Origin of the sequence: Brevibacillus sp. HB1.4B, from assembly GCF_013284285.1 — a bacterium.
In the GTDB taxonomy this organism is placed as follows: domain Bacteria; phylum Bacillota; class Bacilli; order Brevibacillales; family Brevibacillaceae; genus Brevibacillus; species Brevibacillus porteri.
Window position 1 is genome coordinate 157,129 of sequence record NZ_JABSUT010000004.1, and the last position, 18,615, is coordinate 175,743.

17 protein-coding genes are annotated in these 18,615 nt (G+C 48.0%); 12 read left to right on the forward strand and 5 right to left on the reverse strand.

The window, feature by feature from the left end:
- Positions 1-68 precede the first annotated feature (68 nt).
- Both HP398_RS11385 and HP398_RS11390 read left to right on the forward strand, forming a co-directional pair.
- Complete coding sequence (locus HP398_RS11385) at positions 69-302, forward strand: hypothetical protein (RefSeq protein ID WP_173622607.1); 234 nt, start codon at positions 69-71, stop codon at positions 300-302.
- A 37-nt stretch (positions 303-339) separates the two neighbouring features.
- A complete protein-coding gene (locus tag HP398_RS11390) occupies positions 340-1,431 on the forward strand; it encodes a GerAB/ArcD/ProY family transporter (RefSeq protein WP_017249773.1) in 1,092 nt (363 codons plus the stop codon).
- A 46-nt stretch (positions 1,432-1,477) separates the two neighbouring features.
- On the opposite strand, the gene HP398_RS11395 is transcribed toward HP398_RS11390, so the two are convergent.
- A complete protein-coding gene (locus tag HP398_RS11395; protein ID WP_017249774.1) occupies positions 1,478-2,977 on the reverse strand; it encodes an IMP dehydrogenase in 1,500 nt (499 codons plus the stop codon).
- Between the two features lie 117 nt (positions 2,978-3,094).
- On the opposite strand from HP398_RS11395, the gene HP398_RS11400 reads away from it, so the two are divergent.
- Positions 3,095-3,889, forward strand: coding sequence for a GNAT family N-acetyltransferase (locus tag HP398_RS11400; RefSeq protein ID WP_371736741.1), 795 nt, complete (start codon positions 3,095-3,097; stop codon positions 3,887-3,889).
- A gap of 33 nt (positions 3,890-3,922) precedes the next feature.
- Here HP398_RS11400 and HP398_RS11405 read toward each other — a convergent pair whose 3' ends face one another.
- The gene (locus tag HP398_RS11405) at positions 3,923-5,332 is read right to left on the reverse strand and encodes a sensor histidine kinase (RefSeq protein ID WP_106835819.1); all 1,410 of its coding nucleotides are present in this window, start codon (positions 5,330-5,332) and stop codon (positions 3,923-3,925) included.
- Complete coding sequence (locus HP398_RS11410; RefSeq protein ID WP_173622609.1) at positions 5,329-6,030, reverse strand: response regulator transcription factor; 702 nt, start codon at positions 6,028-6,030, stop codon at positions 5,329-5,331. Before HP398_RS11410 ends, HP398_RS11405 begins: the two co-directional genes overlap by 4 nt.
- 176 nt (positions 6,031-6,206) lie before the next feature.
- Here HP398_RS11410 and HP398_RS11415 point away from each other — a divergent pair, with 176 nt between their 5' ends.
- From HP398_RS11415 to pcrB, 3 genes are all read left to right on the forward strand, one after another.
- Complete coding sequence (locus tag HP398_RS11415) at positions 6,207-7,262, forward strand: DUF3048 domain-containing protein (protein WP_173622610.1); 1,056 nt, start codon at positions 6,207-6,209, stop codon at positions 7,260-7,262.
- 119 nt (positions 7,263-7,381) lie between these two features.
- On the forward strand, positions 7,382-7,672 hold the full coding sequence (locus HP398_RS11420) for a YerC/YecD family TrpR-related protein (RefSeq protein ID WP_007717484.1): 291 nt from the start codon (positions 7,382-7,384) through the stop codon (positions 7,670-7,672).
- Positions 7,673-7,689: 17 nt separating this feature from the next.
- On the forward strand, positions 7,690-8,385 hold the full coding sequence (gene pcrB, locus HP398_RS11425; RefSeq protein ID WP_017249779.1) for a heptaprenylglyceryl phosphate synthase: 696 nt from the start codon (positions 7,690-7,692) through the stop codon (positions 8,383-8,385).
- Positions 8,386-8,436: 51 nt separating this feature from the next.
- Here pcrB and HP398_RS11430 read toward each other — a convergent pair whose 3' ends face one another.
- Positions 8,437-10,137 carry a DUF4179 domain-containing protein gene (locus tag HP398_RS11430; RefSeq protein ID WP_173622611.1) on the reverse strand — a complete coding sequence of 567 codons (1,701 nt, stop codon included), beginning with the start codon at positions 10,135-10,137 and terminating at the stop codon, positions 8,437-8,439.
- Positions 10,134-10,691 (reverse strand): RNA polymerase sigma factor, encoded by a 558-nt coding sequence (locus tag HP398_RS11435; protein WP_173622612.1) that lies wholly within the window; start codon positions 10,689-10,691, stop codon positions 10,134-10,136. Before HP398_RS11435 ends, HP398_RS11430 begins: the two co-directional genes overlap by 4 nt.
- 500 nt (positions 10,692-11,191) lie before the next feature.
- Between HP398_RS11435 and HP398_RS11440 the strand changes: the two genes are divergently transcribed.
- The 6 genes from HP398_RS11440 to HP398_RS11465 all read left to right on the forward strand — a co-directional run bounded on the left by HP398_RS11440 (position 11,192) and on the right by HP398_RS11465 (position 18,606).
- Positions 11,192-12,346 (forward strand): HesA/MoeB/ThiF family protein, encoded by a 1,155-nt coding sequence (locus HP398_RS11440; protein WP_017249782.1) that lies wholly within the window; start codon positions 11,192-11,194, stop codon positions 12,344-12,346.
- A gap of 36 nt (positions 12,347-12,382) precedes the next feature.
- Entirely contained in the window at positions 12,383-13,621 is a 1,239-nt protein-coding gene (locus tag HP398_RS11445; protein ID WP_173622613.1) for a PqqD family protein, read from the forward strand.
- A 75-nt stretch (positions 13,622-13,696) separates the two neighbouring features.
- Entirely contained in the window at positions 13,697-14,182 is a 486-nt protein-coding gene (locus HP398_RS11450; RefSeq protein WP_173622614.1) for a tetratricopeptide repeat protein, read from the forward strand.
- Between the two features lie 69 nt (positions 14,183-14,251).
- Positions 14,252-15,856, forward strand: a complete 1,605-nt coding sequence (locus HP398_RS11455; protein WP_173622615.1) for a response regulator — start codon at positions 14,252-14,254, stop codon at positions 15,854-15,856.
- 3 nt (positions 15,857-15,859) lie between these two features.
- Positions 15,860-17,623, forward strand: coding sequence for a cache domain-containing sensor histidine kinase (locus tag HP398_RS11460; RefSeq protein WP_173622616.1), 1,764 nt, complete (start codon positions 15,860-15,862; stop codon positions 17,621-17,623).
- Complete coding sequence (locus HP398_RS11465; protein ID WP_173622617.1) at positions 17,620-18,606, forward strand: substrate-binding domain-containing protein; 987 nt, start codon at positions 17,620-17,622, stop codon at positions 18,604-18,606. The genes HP398_RS11460 and HP398_RS11465 overlap by 4 nt, the downstream gene beginning before the upstream one ends.
- The last annotated feature ends 9 nt before the right edge of the window (positions 18,607-18,615 follow it).

Genomic DNA, 18,615 nt, shown 5'->3' on the forward strand with positions numbered 1-18,615 from the left:
GCATAACTTTTTCCATCCATGGAAATGGTAAAAGTAATCCTGCAAAAAAAGTAGGTGCACTGCACAGCATGTGGACCATCATGATGATTTTGCTGATCAGCCTACTCATTGCCATCTTTGAGGTGCCTTATCTGAGAAAGAACGCGATGAAAAGGGAAATGCTGGTTTTTTTCATATTGCTAGTAGTTGCGACGGGGCTTGGCATAGCGGAATCGCTTGAGGCGAATATTCCGAACCCGTTGGACTGGATCACATTTGTCTATAAACCATTCAGCGACTTCATTTTGGGAACTGTGGAATGAAGCAGTAGCCAGTAGCGAGGCGGGGGAGCGAGAGGAATTGTTAGACAACGGCCATATTAGCGCAAGGCAATTCATGATACTCGTGGCGCTTTTTGGGATTGGTGATGCGATTTTGTACGTACCATCCCTTACTGCTACCGCTGCCAAACAAGATGCCTGGATCTCTGCCCTCATCGGGTGGGGGGAAGGCTTTCTTTTAACCTATCTGTATGTTTCGCTGAGTATGCGGTATCCGAACAAGTCGATCTTTCAGTACAGCGCGGAAATATTGGGGAAGTGGCTGGGGAAAGCGGTGGCTGTGTTGTTCATCAGCTATTTTTTCATCGATGCTTCGCTCATGCTGATGGAGATTGGCGATTTTGTCACGACGCAGATTATGCAGGAGACCCCCATTGAAATTATTCTTGTCCTTTTTCTGGTGATCATCGTCATGGGGGTCCGCAGTGGAGCAGAAGCCTTATCTCGAGTGAGTGAGCTGTTGTTTCCGTATTTTCTGTTGCTTTTTTTTATCTTGATCGCATTTATTTCCCCCCAGATCAAAATAGAAAATGTGAAGCCTGTGCTTGCGCATGGATTTGCTCCTGTTTTCGGGGGGAACTTCAGGTACGTGGGTTATTTGCTGGAAACGGTCATTCTGATCGTGATGTTTCCCTTGGTCAAACGGCCAGCGCGTGCAGCCAAAGCTTATATCTTGGGCATCCTTTTTGCGAATTTCTTCCTGACGATGATTACCGCAGTGGCTATCTTGGTCTTGGGTGCCGATATTACCGTACTGCTCGCTTACCCAAGCTACACACTTGCGCAAAAAATCAGTATCGGCAATTTTTTTGAGCGAATCGAAGTGTTGATGGCCGTCATCTGGTTTATTACGCTCTTTGTCAAAATTACGATTTGCTATTATGCGACGAACATTGGAATCGCATATACACTGGGGCTGCGGGATTACCGCCATTTGACACTTCCGCTGGGGATGATCATGATCGTATTGGCATTGACGACGATGCCTAACCGCCCGTATTTTGACTCTTTCGTTTCGGACATTTGGATGCCTTATTCCTTGACGTACGGTTTGTTCTTGCCCGTTCTCTTACTGAGTGTGGGGGCCCTAAGAAAAAAACCAGTCTGCTAGCATTGTGAGCCGCAGACTGTTTTTTTGTGATTACGCGTCGATTGTATTACTCAGCAGCCATGCTGCTTTCTTTCAAGATAACGTCATGTGCGCCGCCTTCTACCAAGCTAGTAGCCGAGATGACGGTGATTCGTGCTTTTTGCTGAAGCTCTGAGATGGAGAGCGACCCGCAATTGCACATGGTCGATTTGATTTTGCTCAAGGTACGGTCTATGTTTTCGCGCAGGGTGCCCGCGTATGGAACATAGGAGTCTACGCCTTCCTCAAAGACGAGACTGCTTTTGCCGCCAGTGTCATAGCGTTGCCAGTTGCGAGCGCGGTTGGAGCCTTCTCCCCAGTATTCTTTCACGAAGTTGTTGCCGATCTTCACTTTTTTGGTCGGGCTTTCGTCGAAGCGAGCGAAGTAACGTCCCAGCATGACAAAGTCTGCACCCATAGCCAAAGCCAGTGTCACGTGGTAGTCATGTACGATTCCGCCGTCGGAGCAGAGCGGAACGTAAATGCCTGTTTCCTTGAAGTACTCGTCGCGAGCTGCTGCCACTTCAATCAGGGAGGAGGCTTGACCGCGTCCGATTCCTTTTTGTTCGCGGGTAATGCAGATGGAGCCGCCGCCAATTCCTACTTTTATGAAATCTGCGCCCGATTCCACGAGGTAGCGGAAGCCTTCCTTATCGACGACGTTACCTGCACCGATCGGAACATTGAAGTTTTCTTTTACATATTGAACCGTCTCGCGCTGCCATTCGCTGAAGCCGTCGGAGGAGTCGATGACCAGAATATCAACGCCTGCTTCCACCAATGCAGGGACGCGCTCCTTGTAGTCCTTTGTATTGATACCGGCACCTACGATATAGCTCTTGTTCGCGTCCAAGAGGGACAGCGGATTGTTTTTGCGGGAATCGTAGTCCTTGCGGAAAACGAGGAAGTCGAGGTTTTGATTTTCGTCTACGATTGGCAAGCAGTTGAGCTTGTGCTCCCAGATCAGGTCGTTGGCTTCGGAGAGCGAGATGCCAGATTTGCCATAGATCAGCTTCGAGAATGGTGTCATGATGTCGCTGACGAGCTTGTCCTGAGAGTCGCGGCTGATGCGATAATCGCGACCCGTTACGATTCCGAGCAGCTTGCCTTTTGCCGTACCATCTTCCGTGATGGCAACGGTGGAGTGGCCTGACGCCTCTTTCAATTCCAAAATGTCTTTCAGCGTATGGCTTGGTGTCAGGTTGGAGCGGCTCACGACGAAACCAGCCTTGTAGCCTTTTGCTTTGCGAACCATGGTTGCCTGGCTCTCGATAGACTGGGAGCCAAAAATAAACGAAATACCGCCACATCTAGCCAATGCGACCGCCATATGATGGTCGGAAACTGCTTGCATGACTGCGGATGAGAACGGTATGTTTAGTGAGATGGCAGGCTTTTCACCTTTTTTATACTTGGTAATCGGAGTGGATAAGTCCACATTGTTCGGATTGCATTCTTTTGTGGTGAGATTTGGCAACAACAAAAACTCATTAAACGTCCGAGATGGTTCTGTGTAATAATAAGCCACGATTCTCTCCTCCTAGGTGATGTTGGTTTCCATTTTTTGAACTGCCTCTTTAATAGAGAAATTTTTACCATGTTAACCGCGAAGTACGACAACGTCAATAGGGAATCGGTAGAAGGAGTGATTTCTTTGCTAAAATTGCGAACAGGTCATGAACAACGCCAGCTTTTGGAACAAATTTCGTTAGAAGATTCGTATATTTTATACGGGAATATGTACTTGCGAACGGTTCGGAGCGTCGTCGTAACGGACAGCGTCCAAGGAGAAGTAACCGCCATCGGGTCTTACTTAAAAGGGATGCCGTTTCACGCATTTTCTCTCCATGTGGTCGAGGGGGAGGAAAATTACGAGGTGGAACCGATGCTCTCCTATATGAAAGAAGTGCTAGATGGCAGCCTGCCAGATGGACAAAAGGGCGTGATTGCACTCGCAGAGCCTTGTCTGACGCGCGTACAGATTCCGAATATACTCGCCACACGTACCATGCGGTTGATGAAACTAGCAGATCCAGAACGGCTTTTACCTGTGGGAGAATCACGAATACTGGAGTTATCTGAAGCACAGATCGTGGAGAATATGGCGGCAGAGCTTGGCATGATTAGTTTTCGGGCGGAGGAAGTATCAGAAATGCCACACATCGCGCTCTTTTCGGAAGGAGGAGAGCCAATGGCCGTAGCCGGCTTTCATGTCTATGACGAAGCCTACGTCGAAATCGGGAACATTGGCACATCTGTCCATCATCGGCAAAAGGGGTTGGGTACGCAAATCAGTTCAGATATTTCCCGGATTGGCTTGGAGAAGTCTGATCATGTCTATTTGGTTGTCTTTGCAGATAATCCCACGGCGATACACGTGTATGAGAAGCTCGGTTTTGTCACGGTATCTTCCTACGCTTTTATTGAATTTCTCCTTTAGAATAGAAAAAGAGAGGACAAGTGTCCCCTCCTATCAGTTCAATCGGCCTTTAAATTCAACGGGTACGATCATCGTAAAGCAAGGTCCATCTGGATCGTTGCGGGCATCGATCGTCCCTTTATGTGCTTCCAAGACGGCACGGGCAATCGCGAGTCCAAGCCCATGCTTGCCCGACTTTCCTTTGCGGAAACGCTGGAACAAATTCGGCAGCAGCGCCTCCTCAATGGGTGGCCCATCATTGGAAATCGCGACGACGACGCTTTTTCCTGCGTGTCTCCCTGTGATGGTAAGTCGGCTTTTGGCGTAACGCAGTTGATTTTCCATGATATTCACGAACGCAGTGCTCAATTGCTCGCCGTCTCCCTCCACGATCAAGTCGGCTGCCAGATTTAACTCCCACTCGATTTGCGGGTTGAGCACGGAAAGACGCTGCTTCAACAGGTGCATCATCTCTGACAGGTCGACGCGGTCGACTTGCATCATTTGAGAGACAGACTCGATCTTTGTGATATACAAGAGCTGTCCGACGACCTTTTCGAGACGCTTGCTCTCTTCCATGATGATGGAAAGCCCTTTTTCAGCCTGAGGGCCTTGGAAGACGCCTTCGATGAGGCCTTGCGTGTATCCTTGAATCGCCATGATTGGTGTTTTGAGCTCATGGGAAATATTTTGGACAAAATGTTGCTGCGACTCGTCGTATTCCTTCAGTTGGTTTTTCATCATATCGAATGAGCGGGCGAGCTGTCCGATCTCATCTCCGCGATCCATCGTAAGCGGGATATCGAACTGACGACGAGCGATTTTTTTACACAGCTCTTCAAGTGTGCGCAGCGGTCTGCTCAAATACCCGCTAAACCACACGGCCAACAACCAGCTTACGAGCAGCAGCAGACCAAATATGAACAAAAACTGACGTGTCAAAATCGAGTTGATCTGGTTGAGCTCCTGCTCCTTGGAGAACAGCACCATGTAGTAGGGGAAGCCGTGGTAATCCATTTTTTTGCTGACGAATAAATAGCTCTCGGCTCCACGGTCCAGCGAACCATGCTGGAGCTTGTTGCTTGGATACGAGGCGGCTTGTCGGAACAACTCCTTGGCATCCTCGTAGGGAATGCGGCCATTGCTTCGGCTGCCCAGCTCTCGTCCGTTCTCAGCATAGACGATCATATCAAATGAGTACTCATAACGTTGGAGCAAGAGCTGTAAAAAGTAAGGGGCCGCAGCCGGAACAGGCAGCAGCTCATTATGCTCGTTGAAGGAGATATGCTGTGATAATGTGTAAAACTCTTCTTCCAAGAGCGTGTAAGTGTTGGATACCAGATACTGTTTGACAGCCAGTGGATACCCGATGCCAAGGCCAACCCCGAGGACGCTTGTCAGGATCATGAACAAAATGAGGATTTGCCTGGAAATCGGCAGGTTTTTCAGTCGGAATTTGCTCATATACGTGTCATTCGGTAGCCGAAGCCATAGACCGTCTCCAATGGAAACTTGGGCATTTTTTTGCGGATGCGCTTCACCAAGTCATCGACAGCCCTGTCTGAGCCGATGTAGTCTTCCCCCCAGATGGAGGTCAGAATCTGCTCGCGATTCAAGGCCAAGCCTTGATTGTGCAAAAGGTAGACGATGAGCTCGAATTCTTTTGTGGTTAAATCAATGAGTTCGTCTCCTTCTTTTACTTGTCTGCCTTTTTCTGAGATCATATAAGGATCAACCGTTACCCAATCTTGGAAAGTTTGGGTAGAGGAAGCAGTGGAACCGGGCTTTTCATAGGTGCGCTGTAGCAGCTTTTTCGCACGGATGACCAGTTCGCGTGGTAGAAAAGGCTTCGCCAAGTAGTCATCGCTGCCTAGTTCCAGTCCGATGATTTTATCGACATCTTGATCGCGAGCGGAGATGAAGATGATCGGGACATTTGATTTTTCACGAATGAGACGCAAGAGCTCATAGCCGTCGATGTCGGGCATCATGATGTCCAATATCCACAAATGTGGTTGTGTATCTTCATCAAGTAACGGCAAGACGTCCTTGCCACTAGAAAACGCTTTCACCTGCAATCCGGCACTTTGCAAATACGATTGCAGCAACTCCAACAGGTTTGTTTCATCGTCCACCAGATAGACGAGGTAGGGGGTATTCATAGATTGTGGCCTCGCTTTGCATCTGTTTTTCATTATTGTAGCATAGCCAAAAACAAGATGTGTGGCACGGGCGTATGAGAATCGTGGAAAACGTGTGGAAGCAGGATTCCCCTGTATCCTTCTGGAAAAAGAAACAGGGAAAAAAAGACAACGAGAGATGGAAAGGAGCGATTCATATGAAACGAACAGTCAAATCGTCTCTCATGGTACTAGCCTTCATGCTCTTAACAACGGCCTGCGCTCAAAAGCCGGTGGACACCCAACCTAGTCCGCAGATACCCGATCCGATTGTGCAAACGCCACCGGAAACGAATCAGCCCGTCGAGTATGCGTATAAGGCACCGATGACAGGACTTGGCAGTCACGAAAACCTGGGAAGCAAACGCCCGATCATGGTAATGATCAACAACGCGCCGCCCGCCCGTCCACAAACAGGCGTCAACAAAGCGGATATGATTTATGAGGTATTGTCAGAAGGGGAAATGACCCGCTTTCTTGCGATATTCCAAAGCCAAAAACCAGAAGTAATTGGACCTGTCCGCAGTATCCGTCCTTATTTTATCCAGATCGGGAACGGCTTTGATGCGGTCCTCGTGCACGCAGGAGGCAGTCCGGATGCGCTGGAAACCTTGGCGAGAAAAGACTACAGCCATCTGGATGAAATTCCGAACGGTCAATACTTTTGGCGAGAAAAATTCCGGAAAATGCCACATAACCTGTACACCAAGCCAGAGCTCTTGGAAAAAGCGATGCAGGATAAAGGGATGCGTCAAACGGCAGAGGTGCCTCACTTCACTTTCCTGAAGGAGGACGCTGAGATCAAGGAAGGCGAGCCTGCAACACAGGTAGATCTGACCTTCCACTCATTGAATAAAGCTGCTTTTACCTATGATGCCGAGCAAAAGAAATACATGCGCTTTACGGCAGGCAAGCCGCATTTGGACTTGAGCGACAAGAAACAGTTGTCCACGAGCAATCTGTTGGTCATCTCCGCCAAACACCGCGTGCTGGATAAAGAAGGGCGTCTATCGGTCGATGTAATCGGGCCGGGGGACGGTTATTTATTCCAGCAAGGAAAAGCACGCAAGGTCAAATGGAAGCGCAGCAATGGTGTCATCCGTGCCTATGAGGACGCGGCTTTGACGCAAGAGGCACCGCTTTTGCCAGGAAATACATGGGTGGCGATATTGTCGGCCTCACCGGGTCTGTCGAAGTCGCTCAAGTTCCAGTAAGGATTAGGGCTTGCGGATGAAGGCGGTTTCTTCTAAGATAATTGTTAAAGCTTTAGTGCTTAAAAATTGTACAGTGAGAAACCGTTCGAAAGACGGACTATATAACAGAGGTGACAGACATGCAATTGGAAAAATTAAAAGGAAAAGGGCTCGAACAGTTGTTTGAAGCTGTTCTTTCCCTGGAAACGATGGAAGAGTGCTATCAATTTTTTGACGATTTGTGCACGGTGAACGAAATGCAGTCGCTCGCACAGCGCCTGGAAGTAGCGAGAATGCTCCGCAAAGGCTTTACTTACAATCAGATTGAAGCAGAGACCGGCGCAAGTACGGCGACTATTTCCCGTGTCAAACGCTGTTTGAACTATGGAAATGACGGATACCAGATGGCGCTTGAGCGGATCGGAAAATAGCTAGGAGGCAGGCAACGTTGATTGACTATCGTGGCTGGCGCCATACATTTAAACTAGACCCGGATAAAACAATCGATGACGAGGCCTTGGAGGCGATTTGCGAGTCCGGAACAGATGCGATCATTGTAGGCGGCACGTACGGTGTGACCTATGACAATACGCTCGAATTGATGTCGCGATTGCGACGTTACGCAGTACCGGCTGTCTTGGAGATTTCCTCGCTGGATGCAGTTGTGCCGGGATTTGATTCGTACTTGATCCCGCTCGTACTGAACGCTGGCGATCCAGACTGGATTTTTGCTCCGCATGTATCGGGGCTTCAAGCGTTTGGCGCTTATATTCATTGGGATGAGATCATTACAGAAGGATATATTATCGCCAATCCAGACGCGGGCGTAGCACATCTGACGAAAGCACGTCCGATTGCGGATGCCTCGCAGGCCAAAGCGTACGCACAGGTAGCGACGAACATATGTCGTTTGCCGATTGTCTATATGGAGTACAGCGGTACATACGGCGATCCGGCAATCGTGAAGGCTACCAAAGCAGGCGCGGGCGAAGCCCACCTCTTTTATGGTGGCGGGATTCGCAACCCGGAGCAAGCGGCAGAAATGGCTGCGATTGCAGATACGGTTGTCGTAGGGAATGTTATCTATGACGATCTAGCTGCTGCATTAGCTACTGTGAAGGCCGTTAAGAGAACAAGCAACTAAAAAACCACCTCCCCAACTTATGATTGGGCGAGGTGGTTTTTCATGTCTGCTTTAGTTTTTCAAGGGAAGGGTTGCGCTCCAGTCGACATCTTTGTTTTCTTTCAATTGTTCTTTAATGACAATCGTCAGTTCTTTCGGGATCACTTTCAGATCTTTCACCAAATCGAGTGGACCGCTCAAGACAATATTGCCTTTTGCATCTCTTGTTAGTGAGCCTTTGAAATAGCCAGTGTATTTATTGCCATTTTCATCTACTGCTGCAAATTTATCTACGTCCGCAACACCTGGTGCCAAGGTTGCATCCAGTTGCATCGTTGCACTCATTCTCTTCTCGTTCCTAATCGTTTCTTCTTTTACAGTAAAATTCGAGAAGGTGAACACGTTTCCATCATGCTCTGTCGTGACAGACTTGTTTTTCAGAGTATCAATGGACAGCTTTTGCTCAAAGTCTGCGGAAGTTGTTTGATAGGTCGCTGCGACTCTAAAGGTCAGGTCTTTATCCGTTGGCAAGGAGTGAAATGTGAGAAAGTTAACGATTTTGCCTGTAGGTGTGTCATCGACAATACGGACATCGTAGTTTCTGGCTACATTTTTGTAATATGGCTGTGGGTACCTCTCCTTGTTCCCTCTGTCCATTTCGCTCCATTTCGCAAGCACCGCTCCCGTATCATCCACTATTTCATAGGTAAGATCCTGAGAGGTATCCTCTGCCAAGGTGCTCTCGATGACGAGTTCCATCTGGCCTGGTGTCACCATGACTTGTTTGAGATCAATCAATTCGCCATTTGGAGCGGTGTATTGTTTATGGATGGGAACAATTTTTGTGTCTTTTTTCGCTTTGGAAATGTCAACTGGAAAGATAACCTTCCATTTTCCGTCAAGGTCTTCGACGTCCTTGATCACAAGTTCGATGTTCAATTCATCTGGAATCTCGCTCGTATCACTAAAAAAGGTTTGGATGGGACGGCTGAGCATAATGAGCTCGCTCTGTCCTTTTACTGAGATCAAATCATTATGCCCGTTTTGAAATTCCTGATCGTAATTTGTATACGTCTTGCCATCCTTATCTGTTATTTTCAATTCATAGGTTGGAACATCGTCCTGCAAAACACGAGAGAACAGATCCTTAATTGGTTTTCCATTCTGATCCTTGATGGTAAAAAGAATTCGGACATCCCTTGAGTCCGCCATGACTTCTTTTACTTCAAGGGTCATTCCATTATCGACAGCTTTCAGATCAACTTTTTGGTTATAGCCTTCTTGAAGGCCACGTTGGATGAGGAGGTTTGTGGAGGTTAGTGTTTCAAAAAGGCTGCTCTCTTGCGTCTGCTTCAGCTGAGGTTTGATGGTAGATGCATACAAACCATGTACATAAGTTGCAAAAGAAGGGGAGGTAAGTGTTCCAAAATAGACGACAGCTGCTATTCCTGCTACGGCGATCGTTGCTTTTTTCACGATATCCAGACTCCTTTTTTTCCAATTGATTTTATTTTGTAATTTTTGTCTCTCTGATCGTTTCAGAACGTGTATAGGGTAAGGGGGAAGGTTCGCCATGATGCCATGAATGACAACTTCGGACGGCTCGTCTGTCGCCAGTGAGTCTTCCGGATCTTCCAGCTCATCCAGCTCCTGCTTCAACTTACGCTGGCAATGACGGCATTCTTCCAAATGGGCGGACATGTCCTTGGCTTCTTCTGGTTCCAGAAGGTCGTATAGATACAAAGCAATCTGTCCTTTATCTAAGCATTTCATAGATGAAAGTCCCCCCCTTGCCCTGTATGCCCGATTGCTTCCCTGAGCTTGTCTTTCCCACGAGACAGGCGCGTCCGCACAGTACTCGACGGAATGGACAGTCGATGGCTGATTTCCTCACAACTCAATGATTCGAAGTAGCGCATTTCGAGGACGATCCGATACTTTTCTTCGACGGACATCATCCTTTGACGCAACAGGCGCTGACCCTCCTTATTCAGTAAGGCAACCTCCGGCGTATGGCTATCCACTGGTTCTATCTCTTCGCTTGCGGTGAGCCGCTGCTTTCGCTTGCGTTTGCGCAGCTCGTCCAGACAGTGGTTGGCTGCTATCCGGTATAACCATGCAGAAAAATCGTAGTTTGTTTTATATTCTGGTAAATGGTAATACGTCTTGATGAAAATTTCCTGCACGATATCTTGTGCATCCGGTGTATGTCCCAGCATTTTACGAAGAATGGAACTTACTTTTCCGTGGTATCTGGAAATGATCTCGGAGTAGGAGTCTTTGTTTCCTTTCAAGACCCGCCCGATGATCACTTGATCTTCCTCCATTTGTGCTCCCCCTAAGCAAAAAAGGCTCGCTGCGCAGCTTCTCCTTTTTTGATCAAACAAAAATGACCTTGGTTACATTTCCCTATTACATCCTATTACTACGAATCCCCAAATAAAAGCGTCCCAAAATCAGGGGTATTTTCCAAAAAGAATGAAAAATATTTCCCTGAAAGAAGGAATTCTGAGAATATTCATAGAAAATGGAAGGAAAATCCTATTGCTTACGAAATAAATAGTCGAATATTACCAGAATATATAATTTTTTGCTAATATTTGTAGATTTATGTAAATTTATGAAATATAATGAACTTGTCTTAATTTTCGATCATAGAGAGGAGGAACTATCCATGAAAATCCAAGCGAAAAAAGTTGAAAGCGTTCGCACTACTGCAGTAGCAGCTTAATTCTCTTAAGAAGAGGGGGAATAGCACACGAGCTATTCCCTTTTTTTATCTAAAATGAGCCGGGTTAGCGAACCCCATTATTGGGAGGTGTTTTGTATGGAACGTCGTCCTTTATTTAAACCAGTACATCCCGTTTATGAAGTGACAGAGCAAATGATCCGCTTGGGAGAGGCTCCTGGCTATACCTTCGAATTGGAAGACGAGAACGGGTCCATCCGCAAGATGATCAGACTGATGGATGGCACTCGTACTATCGGTGAAATACATACATTATTGGTTGTGGATTACCCCGAAATTACGTATGAAGAAATATCGGAAGCAGTGGAATCACTGAGTGGATTGGGCTTCCTGATGGATCAGGCGAAGGAAGAGGCTTCCGCTCTGACTTCAGAACAAAAGGAAAGATATAAAGCGAATATCCGCTACTTCTCCTTGTTTACCGATCTCAATCAAAGTCCAAGCGAGCTACAGGAGCAAGTAAGTAGAAAAAAAGTGACGATCCTGGGAATGGGTGCCTTTGGCTCTACACTACTGGTCAATCTGGTAGGAGCGGGAATCCAGCATATCAAGCTCGTGGATTTTGATAGAGTAGAGCTCAGCAATTTGAACAGACAAATGGTCTTTAACGAGCATGATATTGGTCGCCTGAAGGTGGAAGCGGCACGTGATTTCATCGGAAGGCTTCATTCTGAGGTATTGATTGAAACGGAGACGCTGCAAATCAAGTCAGGCGAAGACGTGGAGCGGGTTATTGCCGGAAGTGACCTCGTGATGCTCGCAGCCGATCAGCCCTTTTTCTTTTTGCAGAGATGGGTGAATCATGCCTGCACCAAGCTGCAAATCCCGTTCATTGCCGGGGGATTCAACCTGATCGAAGGACAGTTCTTCATGGTAGAACCGGGCAAGACAGGCTGTATCGACTGCATGCATTTGCATCGTTCTACACAGATCGAGGACTATCCGCAGTTGATCCAAAGGCTGCTCGATACCAACTTTATTCTGCCTACCGCCACCATTGCCCCCAACACCATGATGATTACGGGAATGATGGCTTCCGATGCAATCAGGTATTTGACAGGAATCGCTCCGGTACAATCGGCAGGCAAATTTATCATTTTTGATTTCAACACGTTGGAAAAGAGCGTGTTTTTTGAGTGGGAGCGAAATGAAGCCGAATGCCCAACTTGCGGGGGCGGCAGCGGAACGGAGCCGATTTTTCATATCAAGAGAAATGAAGTGCTCGCAAAGTAAGGAGTCGTTCCTGTAAGAGAGGAAGGTGTCGGTCAAGTGAACATCTCAGGAGAGAGCATTCTCAAGATGCACCCGCTTGCGCGTCGGGCGGAAAACGAGGAAGAGATCCTCATTGGACGAACGGATATCAGCAATTTCATTGTGCTTCCGGCCATTGGTGTCGAGATCATCGATATGCTGGATGAAGGGAAGAGCATCAATGAAGTCGCGACGATCATGGAAGAACAGTTGGGCGAACCGGTGGATGTGCTTGACTTTGCGCAGGATTTAATTGCTTCCTATCAATTTGTGTACATGGCAGATGGAGAAGTTGTCAACGAGCCAGTACCGGTAGTAGATCATTTCTCTTGGATCAAGCAGGAGACGGGTCAGTTTTTCTTTAATCGTGTTGCCTTTGGATTATACGGTCTCTTATTTGTCACAGGTCTTTTGATTTGTGTGTTTACGGGCAAGTATATTCCGGTCTATTCCGATATTTTTGTTTCTTCTTCCGTGACGGTTTCGGTTGTGGTTTCTTTCGTGGCCACTTGGGTTTTTCTCTTTTTCCATGAGATGGCCCACTTAATGGCGGCCCGATCATTGGGAATCGGCAGTCGTATTGGTCTGGGGCATCGACTTGTTTTTGCTGTAGCAGAGACGAATATGTCCAATATTGTTCTCGTGGAGCCACAGCGCAGATACAGGGCGTTTTTGGCGGGAATGTCCTGGGATGCGATGTTTATGGGAATCGGTGTCATTCTGTTGTTTGCCAATGATCAAGGCTGGCTGACGCTTGTGCCTTTCATGGAAGCATTCATTCGTATGCTGAATGTGATCCTGCTCATGGCTTTGGCCTTTCAGTTCATGGTTTTCATGCAGACGGATTTGTATTACGTGCTGGCAACCAAGTTCCATTGCTCCAATTTGATGGTGAATACACGTCTGTTTCTAAAAGGGAAATTCCGTTCCTTGAGGCAGGATGAGCAGGAGGAATGGGAGTACGTAGCCGACCATGAGAAAAGAGTTATCCGCTGGTATAGCTGGGTCTACTTGATTGGATCGGTGTGGGGAATCTGGTTCTTTGTCCAGTATCAACTGCGCATGGCGGTCGATTTTATCTGGATCATCGGCGACGACATGAAGAACGCTCCGCTTCACTCGTGGGAGTTTTGGGACGGCATTCTGTTGATCCTGTTGGTTCTGGTTCCGTTTCTCATTTTGGGCTGGTCGTGGATGAGAGCGTACCGACAACGGAGAAGCGAAAGAGAGCGGGCAAAATCTTTGCAGGGCACATAAATTACGTCTTCACCTTGCCAAGTTGCCCTGTTACGCTAGGGGGAAGAGAGATACTCAGGCAAAGGAAGTGCTCACATGAACCCGATGATCCAAAATATCATTCAACTGCGAAAAGAAGGGCATCTGGACGAAGCGATCCAGCTTGCCCTTCAGCTCGTCAGCCAATCCCCGACTGATCCTGTCGCCCATTATCAATGTGCGTGGTGCCACGACGCAGCCGGATTGGAGAAGGAAGCCGTTCCCTTTTACGAAAAAGCAATTGAGCTTGGACTGTCTGTCGATGACGACCTGCAAGGGGCATTACTGGGTCTGGGCAGTACGTATCGCGTGCTGGGACTATACGAGCAGGCAGCAGCTACGCTCGCGAAGGGGATGCAACAGTTTCCCGAGGACCGTTCCTTTCCGATTTTTCTTTCCATGGCCTATTACAATCTCGGGAAGCACCACGAAGCCATGAATCTCCTCCTGAAAAACCTCGCAGAAACCTCAAGCGATCCTACGATTTTGGCCTATCATAAAGCGATTCTGTTCTATGCAGATGATCTGAATATGACGTGGTAGCGCCATAACCTTCCATTGGCAGGAAAACAGTCGCCTCCCGTTGTACAAATACAACAGCGGGAGGTGCCTATGTATAAGCTGATATTGGTAGATGACGAAGAAGATGTGAGAGAAGGGGTTAGCCAAGAAATTGACTGGCATAGCCACGGATACGAGGTGGTTGCCAAAGCAGAGAACGGCAGAGAGGCATTGGAGCTGGTTGAGAAGCTGCGACCGGACGTCGTCGTAACCGACATCAAGATGCCCTTTATGAACGGACTTCAGCTGGCGGAGTCCATCGGGCGCGAGTATCCTGCCATTCGCATCATTATCCTGACTGGGTTTGATGAGTTCGAGTATGCACAAAAGGCCGTGAAGCTGCAAATTGATGAATATGTGCTCAAGCCGTTTTCTGCGAGTGAGCTGATGGAAGTGCTGGACAAGGTCAAGCGACGGATGGACGAAGAGGCGGCACATCGGGAAAACGTTCAGCTTTTGCGCGATAGTTATCGAAAAAGCTTGCCGGTTTTGCGGGAGGTTTTTTTATCATCTTTGCTGAGTCGTCAGCTAGTCCAGCACGATGTTTTTTCAAAAGCCTGCGAATACGGGATAGAGCTCAGGAGTCCCGAATATCTCGTGGCTATCATCTGTGTCGACCAGCCCAAGCAGGAGGAGCAGCAGCTGTTTCTTTTTGCTGTGAAAAATATTGCAGAAGAGCAGCTGAACGCAGGCAAGCAGGAAGGTATCGTTTTTCTCCATGAAGATCAGGTCGTGCTGCTCATGCAAACAATGGCAGACGACACGCAGCGAATTGAAGTGCGAACACAAAACATCGCAGATGAAATCAGGCGAACGATTGAAAAATATATGAGCATCACGGTAACCATCGGAATCGGCAACGTCGTGACAGATGTAGCAGCACTCCCTTACTCGTATGAGGACGCCAGGCAGGCACTCGACTACAAAAGCATCCTTGGCTGCAACAGGATGATTGTGATCAATGACGTGGAAAAGCAAGCGAGTGAGCAGATACGACTCGATGAGAGAAGGGAGCATGAATTTGTTCGGTGTATCAAAATGGGGACGAGTGCGGAGCTTCGGATCGTAATCGATGAAATGTTTGATCAAATGATGGGTGTACCCATATCGATTGACGATTATCGAATTTTTTTGTTGGAGATTATGACGACGATTTTGAAGACGGCCCATCGAGCCGAGGTCGATATGGACCAGTTGTTTGGTGGTCAATACCACCTGTTGCAGGTCATGACGACTTTTACCGGTATGGAGGACGCACGCGTACAGATTACAGAAATTTGTGAGCGCATCATGGCGAGTATCGCAAGCGGACGGCAAACGACGTACAGAAGATTGATCACCCAGGCATTGGACTACACCCACACGCACTATCATTCTCCCGACATATCCATCCACAAGGTGTGCGATCATCTGCACATCAGCCTCGGTTATTTTAGCGGTATTTTCAAGAAAGAGACGAAAACCACCTTTGTGTCCTATCTCCTGTCATTGCGCATGGAAAAAGCCAAGGAGCTTTTGCGGACGACCGATTTGAAGTCCTTTGAAGTCGCGGAGAAAGTAGGATATACCGATCCTAATTACTTTAGTTTCAGCTTTCGCAAGTATGCAGGCATGTCCGCTAAAGAGTACCGAAGTCAGAGCGAGCAGGAAGGTTAACCGATGAAAAGATTGCTCGCGGTGATCAAGGTCAAAAGGATTCAATTTATCATTACCACTTCCTTTACGCTCGTAACGGTACTCGTCATGCTGTTTGTCGGGGTGATGCTGTACGGAAAATTTGCGCAGACAGCTGAGCAAAACGCCTATCTGCACACGCAGCAAATCCTGGAGCAGGTGAAATACAATCTGGACAGCTATTTGAATGGGATGACGCAAATTTTCGAACTCGTCGATGATAAGATCAGAAGAAGCAAGGGACTCACGGCAGACAAGCTGAGTGAACAGCTGGAGACAATCGTAGAAACGAGAAAGGACATCGTCTCCATCGCGGTTTTTACACGTGACGGAACGTTATTGGCCACCACTCCTTCCAAAGTACTGAGGAGAAACACTCGTTTGACCGAACAGAGCTGGTTCCAAAAGGCGATCGAGGACCCGACGAACCTGTCCTTTTCGCTCCCGCATATCCAGAACTTGTTTAAAGGGGAGTACACCTGGGTCGTCTCGATGAGTCGGGAAATTCTTCTCCACGGACCTGACGGAGAAATTCCGGCTGTACTTTTAGTCGATGTGAATTTCAAAGAGATCGATGACCTGTGCCAAAGAGTGGGCTTGGGGAAAAAGGGGTACGTCTACATCATCGATTTGGTTGGGAACATTGTCTACCATCCGCAGCAGCAGTTGATTTACGCCGGATTGAAAAATGAAAACCGTTCCTTGCCGCTGAAGCATTCCTACGGCAGCTATGTAGAAGAGACACAGGATGAAACGCGCTTGATCACCATCAAGACGATTGATCAGCTAGGCTGGAAAATCATTGGGGTTTCCTATATGGACGAGATTGTGACGACCAAAAACGAAATCAGTCGCTTCATTTTTTGGCTGCTCATCTTTGTAATTGTCATTGTGCTGTTCGTGCTGCACTATCTCTCTGCGAAAATATCACGACCGATCAAGCTGCTGGAGCGATCCATGGAAAAGGTGGAGCAGGGAGACTTTTCAGAGAGTGAACCGATCCGGGGAAGCCATGAGGTCGAGCAGCTTTCCTTGCGTTTTCATCTGATGGTCGCGAAGGTCAGGGAATTGATGCACCAGATCATTTGGGAACAGGAAGCCAAACGAAAAAGCGAGCTGGAGGTGCTACAGGCACAGATCAATCCGCATTTTCTGTACAACACGTTGAACTCTGTGGTCAGAATGGTCGGCAACGGAAAAAACGAGGATGTCATCACCACGATTACTTCGTTGTCAAAGCTGTTTCGGATTAGCCTGAGCAGAGGCAAGAACATTATTACGGTGCGAGAAGAGCTGGAGCATGTGCGACATTATCTCATTATTCAAAAAATGAGGTACAAGCAAAAATTTGAGTACGAGATCGTGGTCGAGGATGAAGGTGAGGTGCTCAACTGTCTGACGCTGAAGTTACTGCTCCAGCCGATTGTGGAAAACGCCATCTACCACGGAATTGAGCATTTGGCTGATCCAGGCAGGATTCGTATATTGGCAGCACTCATCGACGGTAAGGTGTTACTTCAGGTAAGCGACAATGGCTTGGGCATGTCCCCTGATGTTCTTGCACAAGTAAAAGCTGGCTTTTACAAAAGCGAAGAAGGATCAGGCGTTGGGATTCAAAACGTGCAAGAGCGCATCCGCTTGACCTTCGGCGAAGAGTACGGTTTGGAAATCGCGAGCGAACAGGAAGAGGGGACCGTTGTGCGTGTATGGATTCCGCGCCAACTTGCAGAGGAGCGAGATCGTTTATGAGGACAGCAGCGGTGAAACGATTTAGCGTATACGGACTGTTCTTTTTGGTAGCGGTGACGCTTTTCTACTCGTGTAGTGCTCCGCTTACGGATGGGGAAGTAGACAAGAAAAAGACAGTGGCGCTGATCGTCCGTATGAAGCACGGCGATTATTGGCGAACGGTCAAGCTCGGAGCGGAGATGGCTGCCAAGGAATATGAGCGAAACCTGAATTTTTACGCGCCGGACTATGAGGAGGATGCCCACAGGCAAATGGAACTGGTGCAGCAGGCAATTGCTGATGGCTCCGAGACAATCGTGGTGGCACCTAGTGACGAACAAGTCTTGCGAGAAGCCATCAAGCTGACAAGAGAGCGGGCCATCCCGATCCTTGTACTCGACACAGTCGGAAATGATTCAGCCGTCAAAAGCTACATTGGGACGGGTAACTACGATATGGGCATGAAGGCATTCGAAAAAATGGTATTCCTGATCGAAAAAAAGGGACAAATCGCATTGCTCGGCACAGATCGGGTAAAGGCAAATGCCAAACAAAGAGAACAGGGCATCCTCGATTTGCTCCCACGGGAAACGCAGGTTGAACTGGTGGCCAACGAAAATGTTCCCTTGGATAAAAAGCAGATCGGTGACTGGACGCGCGGACTGATCCGCAAGCATCCGCAGTTGAAAGGGGTGATTGCACTCGATGCCAGTACTGCGATCGGTGTGGCCGAGGAAATGGAAAACAGTGGACTGCGGGACAAAGTCAAAATCGTAGCAATCGACAGTCCGCCGGAAGTACTGGAGTATTTGCAGGAAGGAATCATTTCCGCGACGATCATCCAGAAGCCGCTATCGATGGGATATCTCGGGGTCAAGTACGCAGTCGAAGCGAGCAACGGTGAAGCCGTGCCCAGTCTGGTCGACACCGGAACAAAAGTAATCGATCGGGAGAATATGTTCTGGTCGGAGAATCAAAAGCTCCTTTTCCCCTTCGTTAAATAGGCCCCCGAA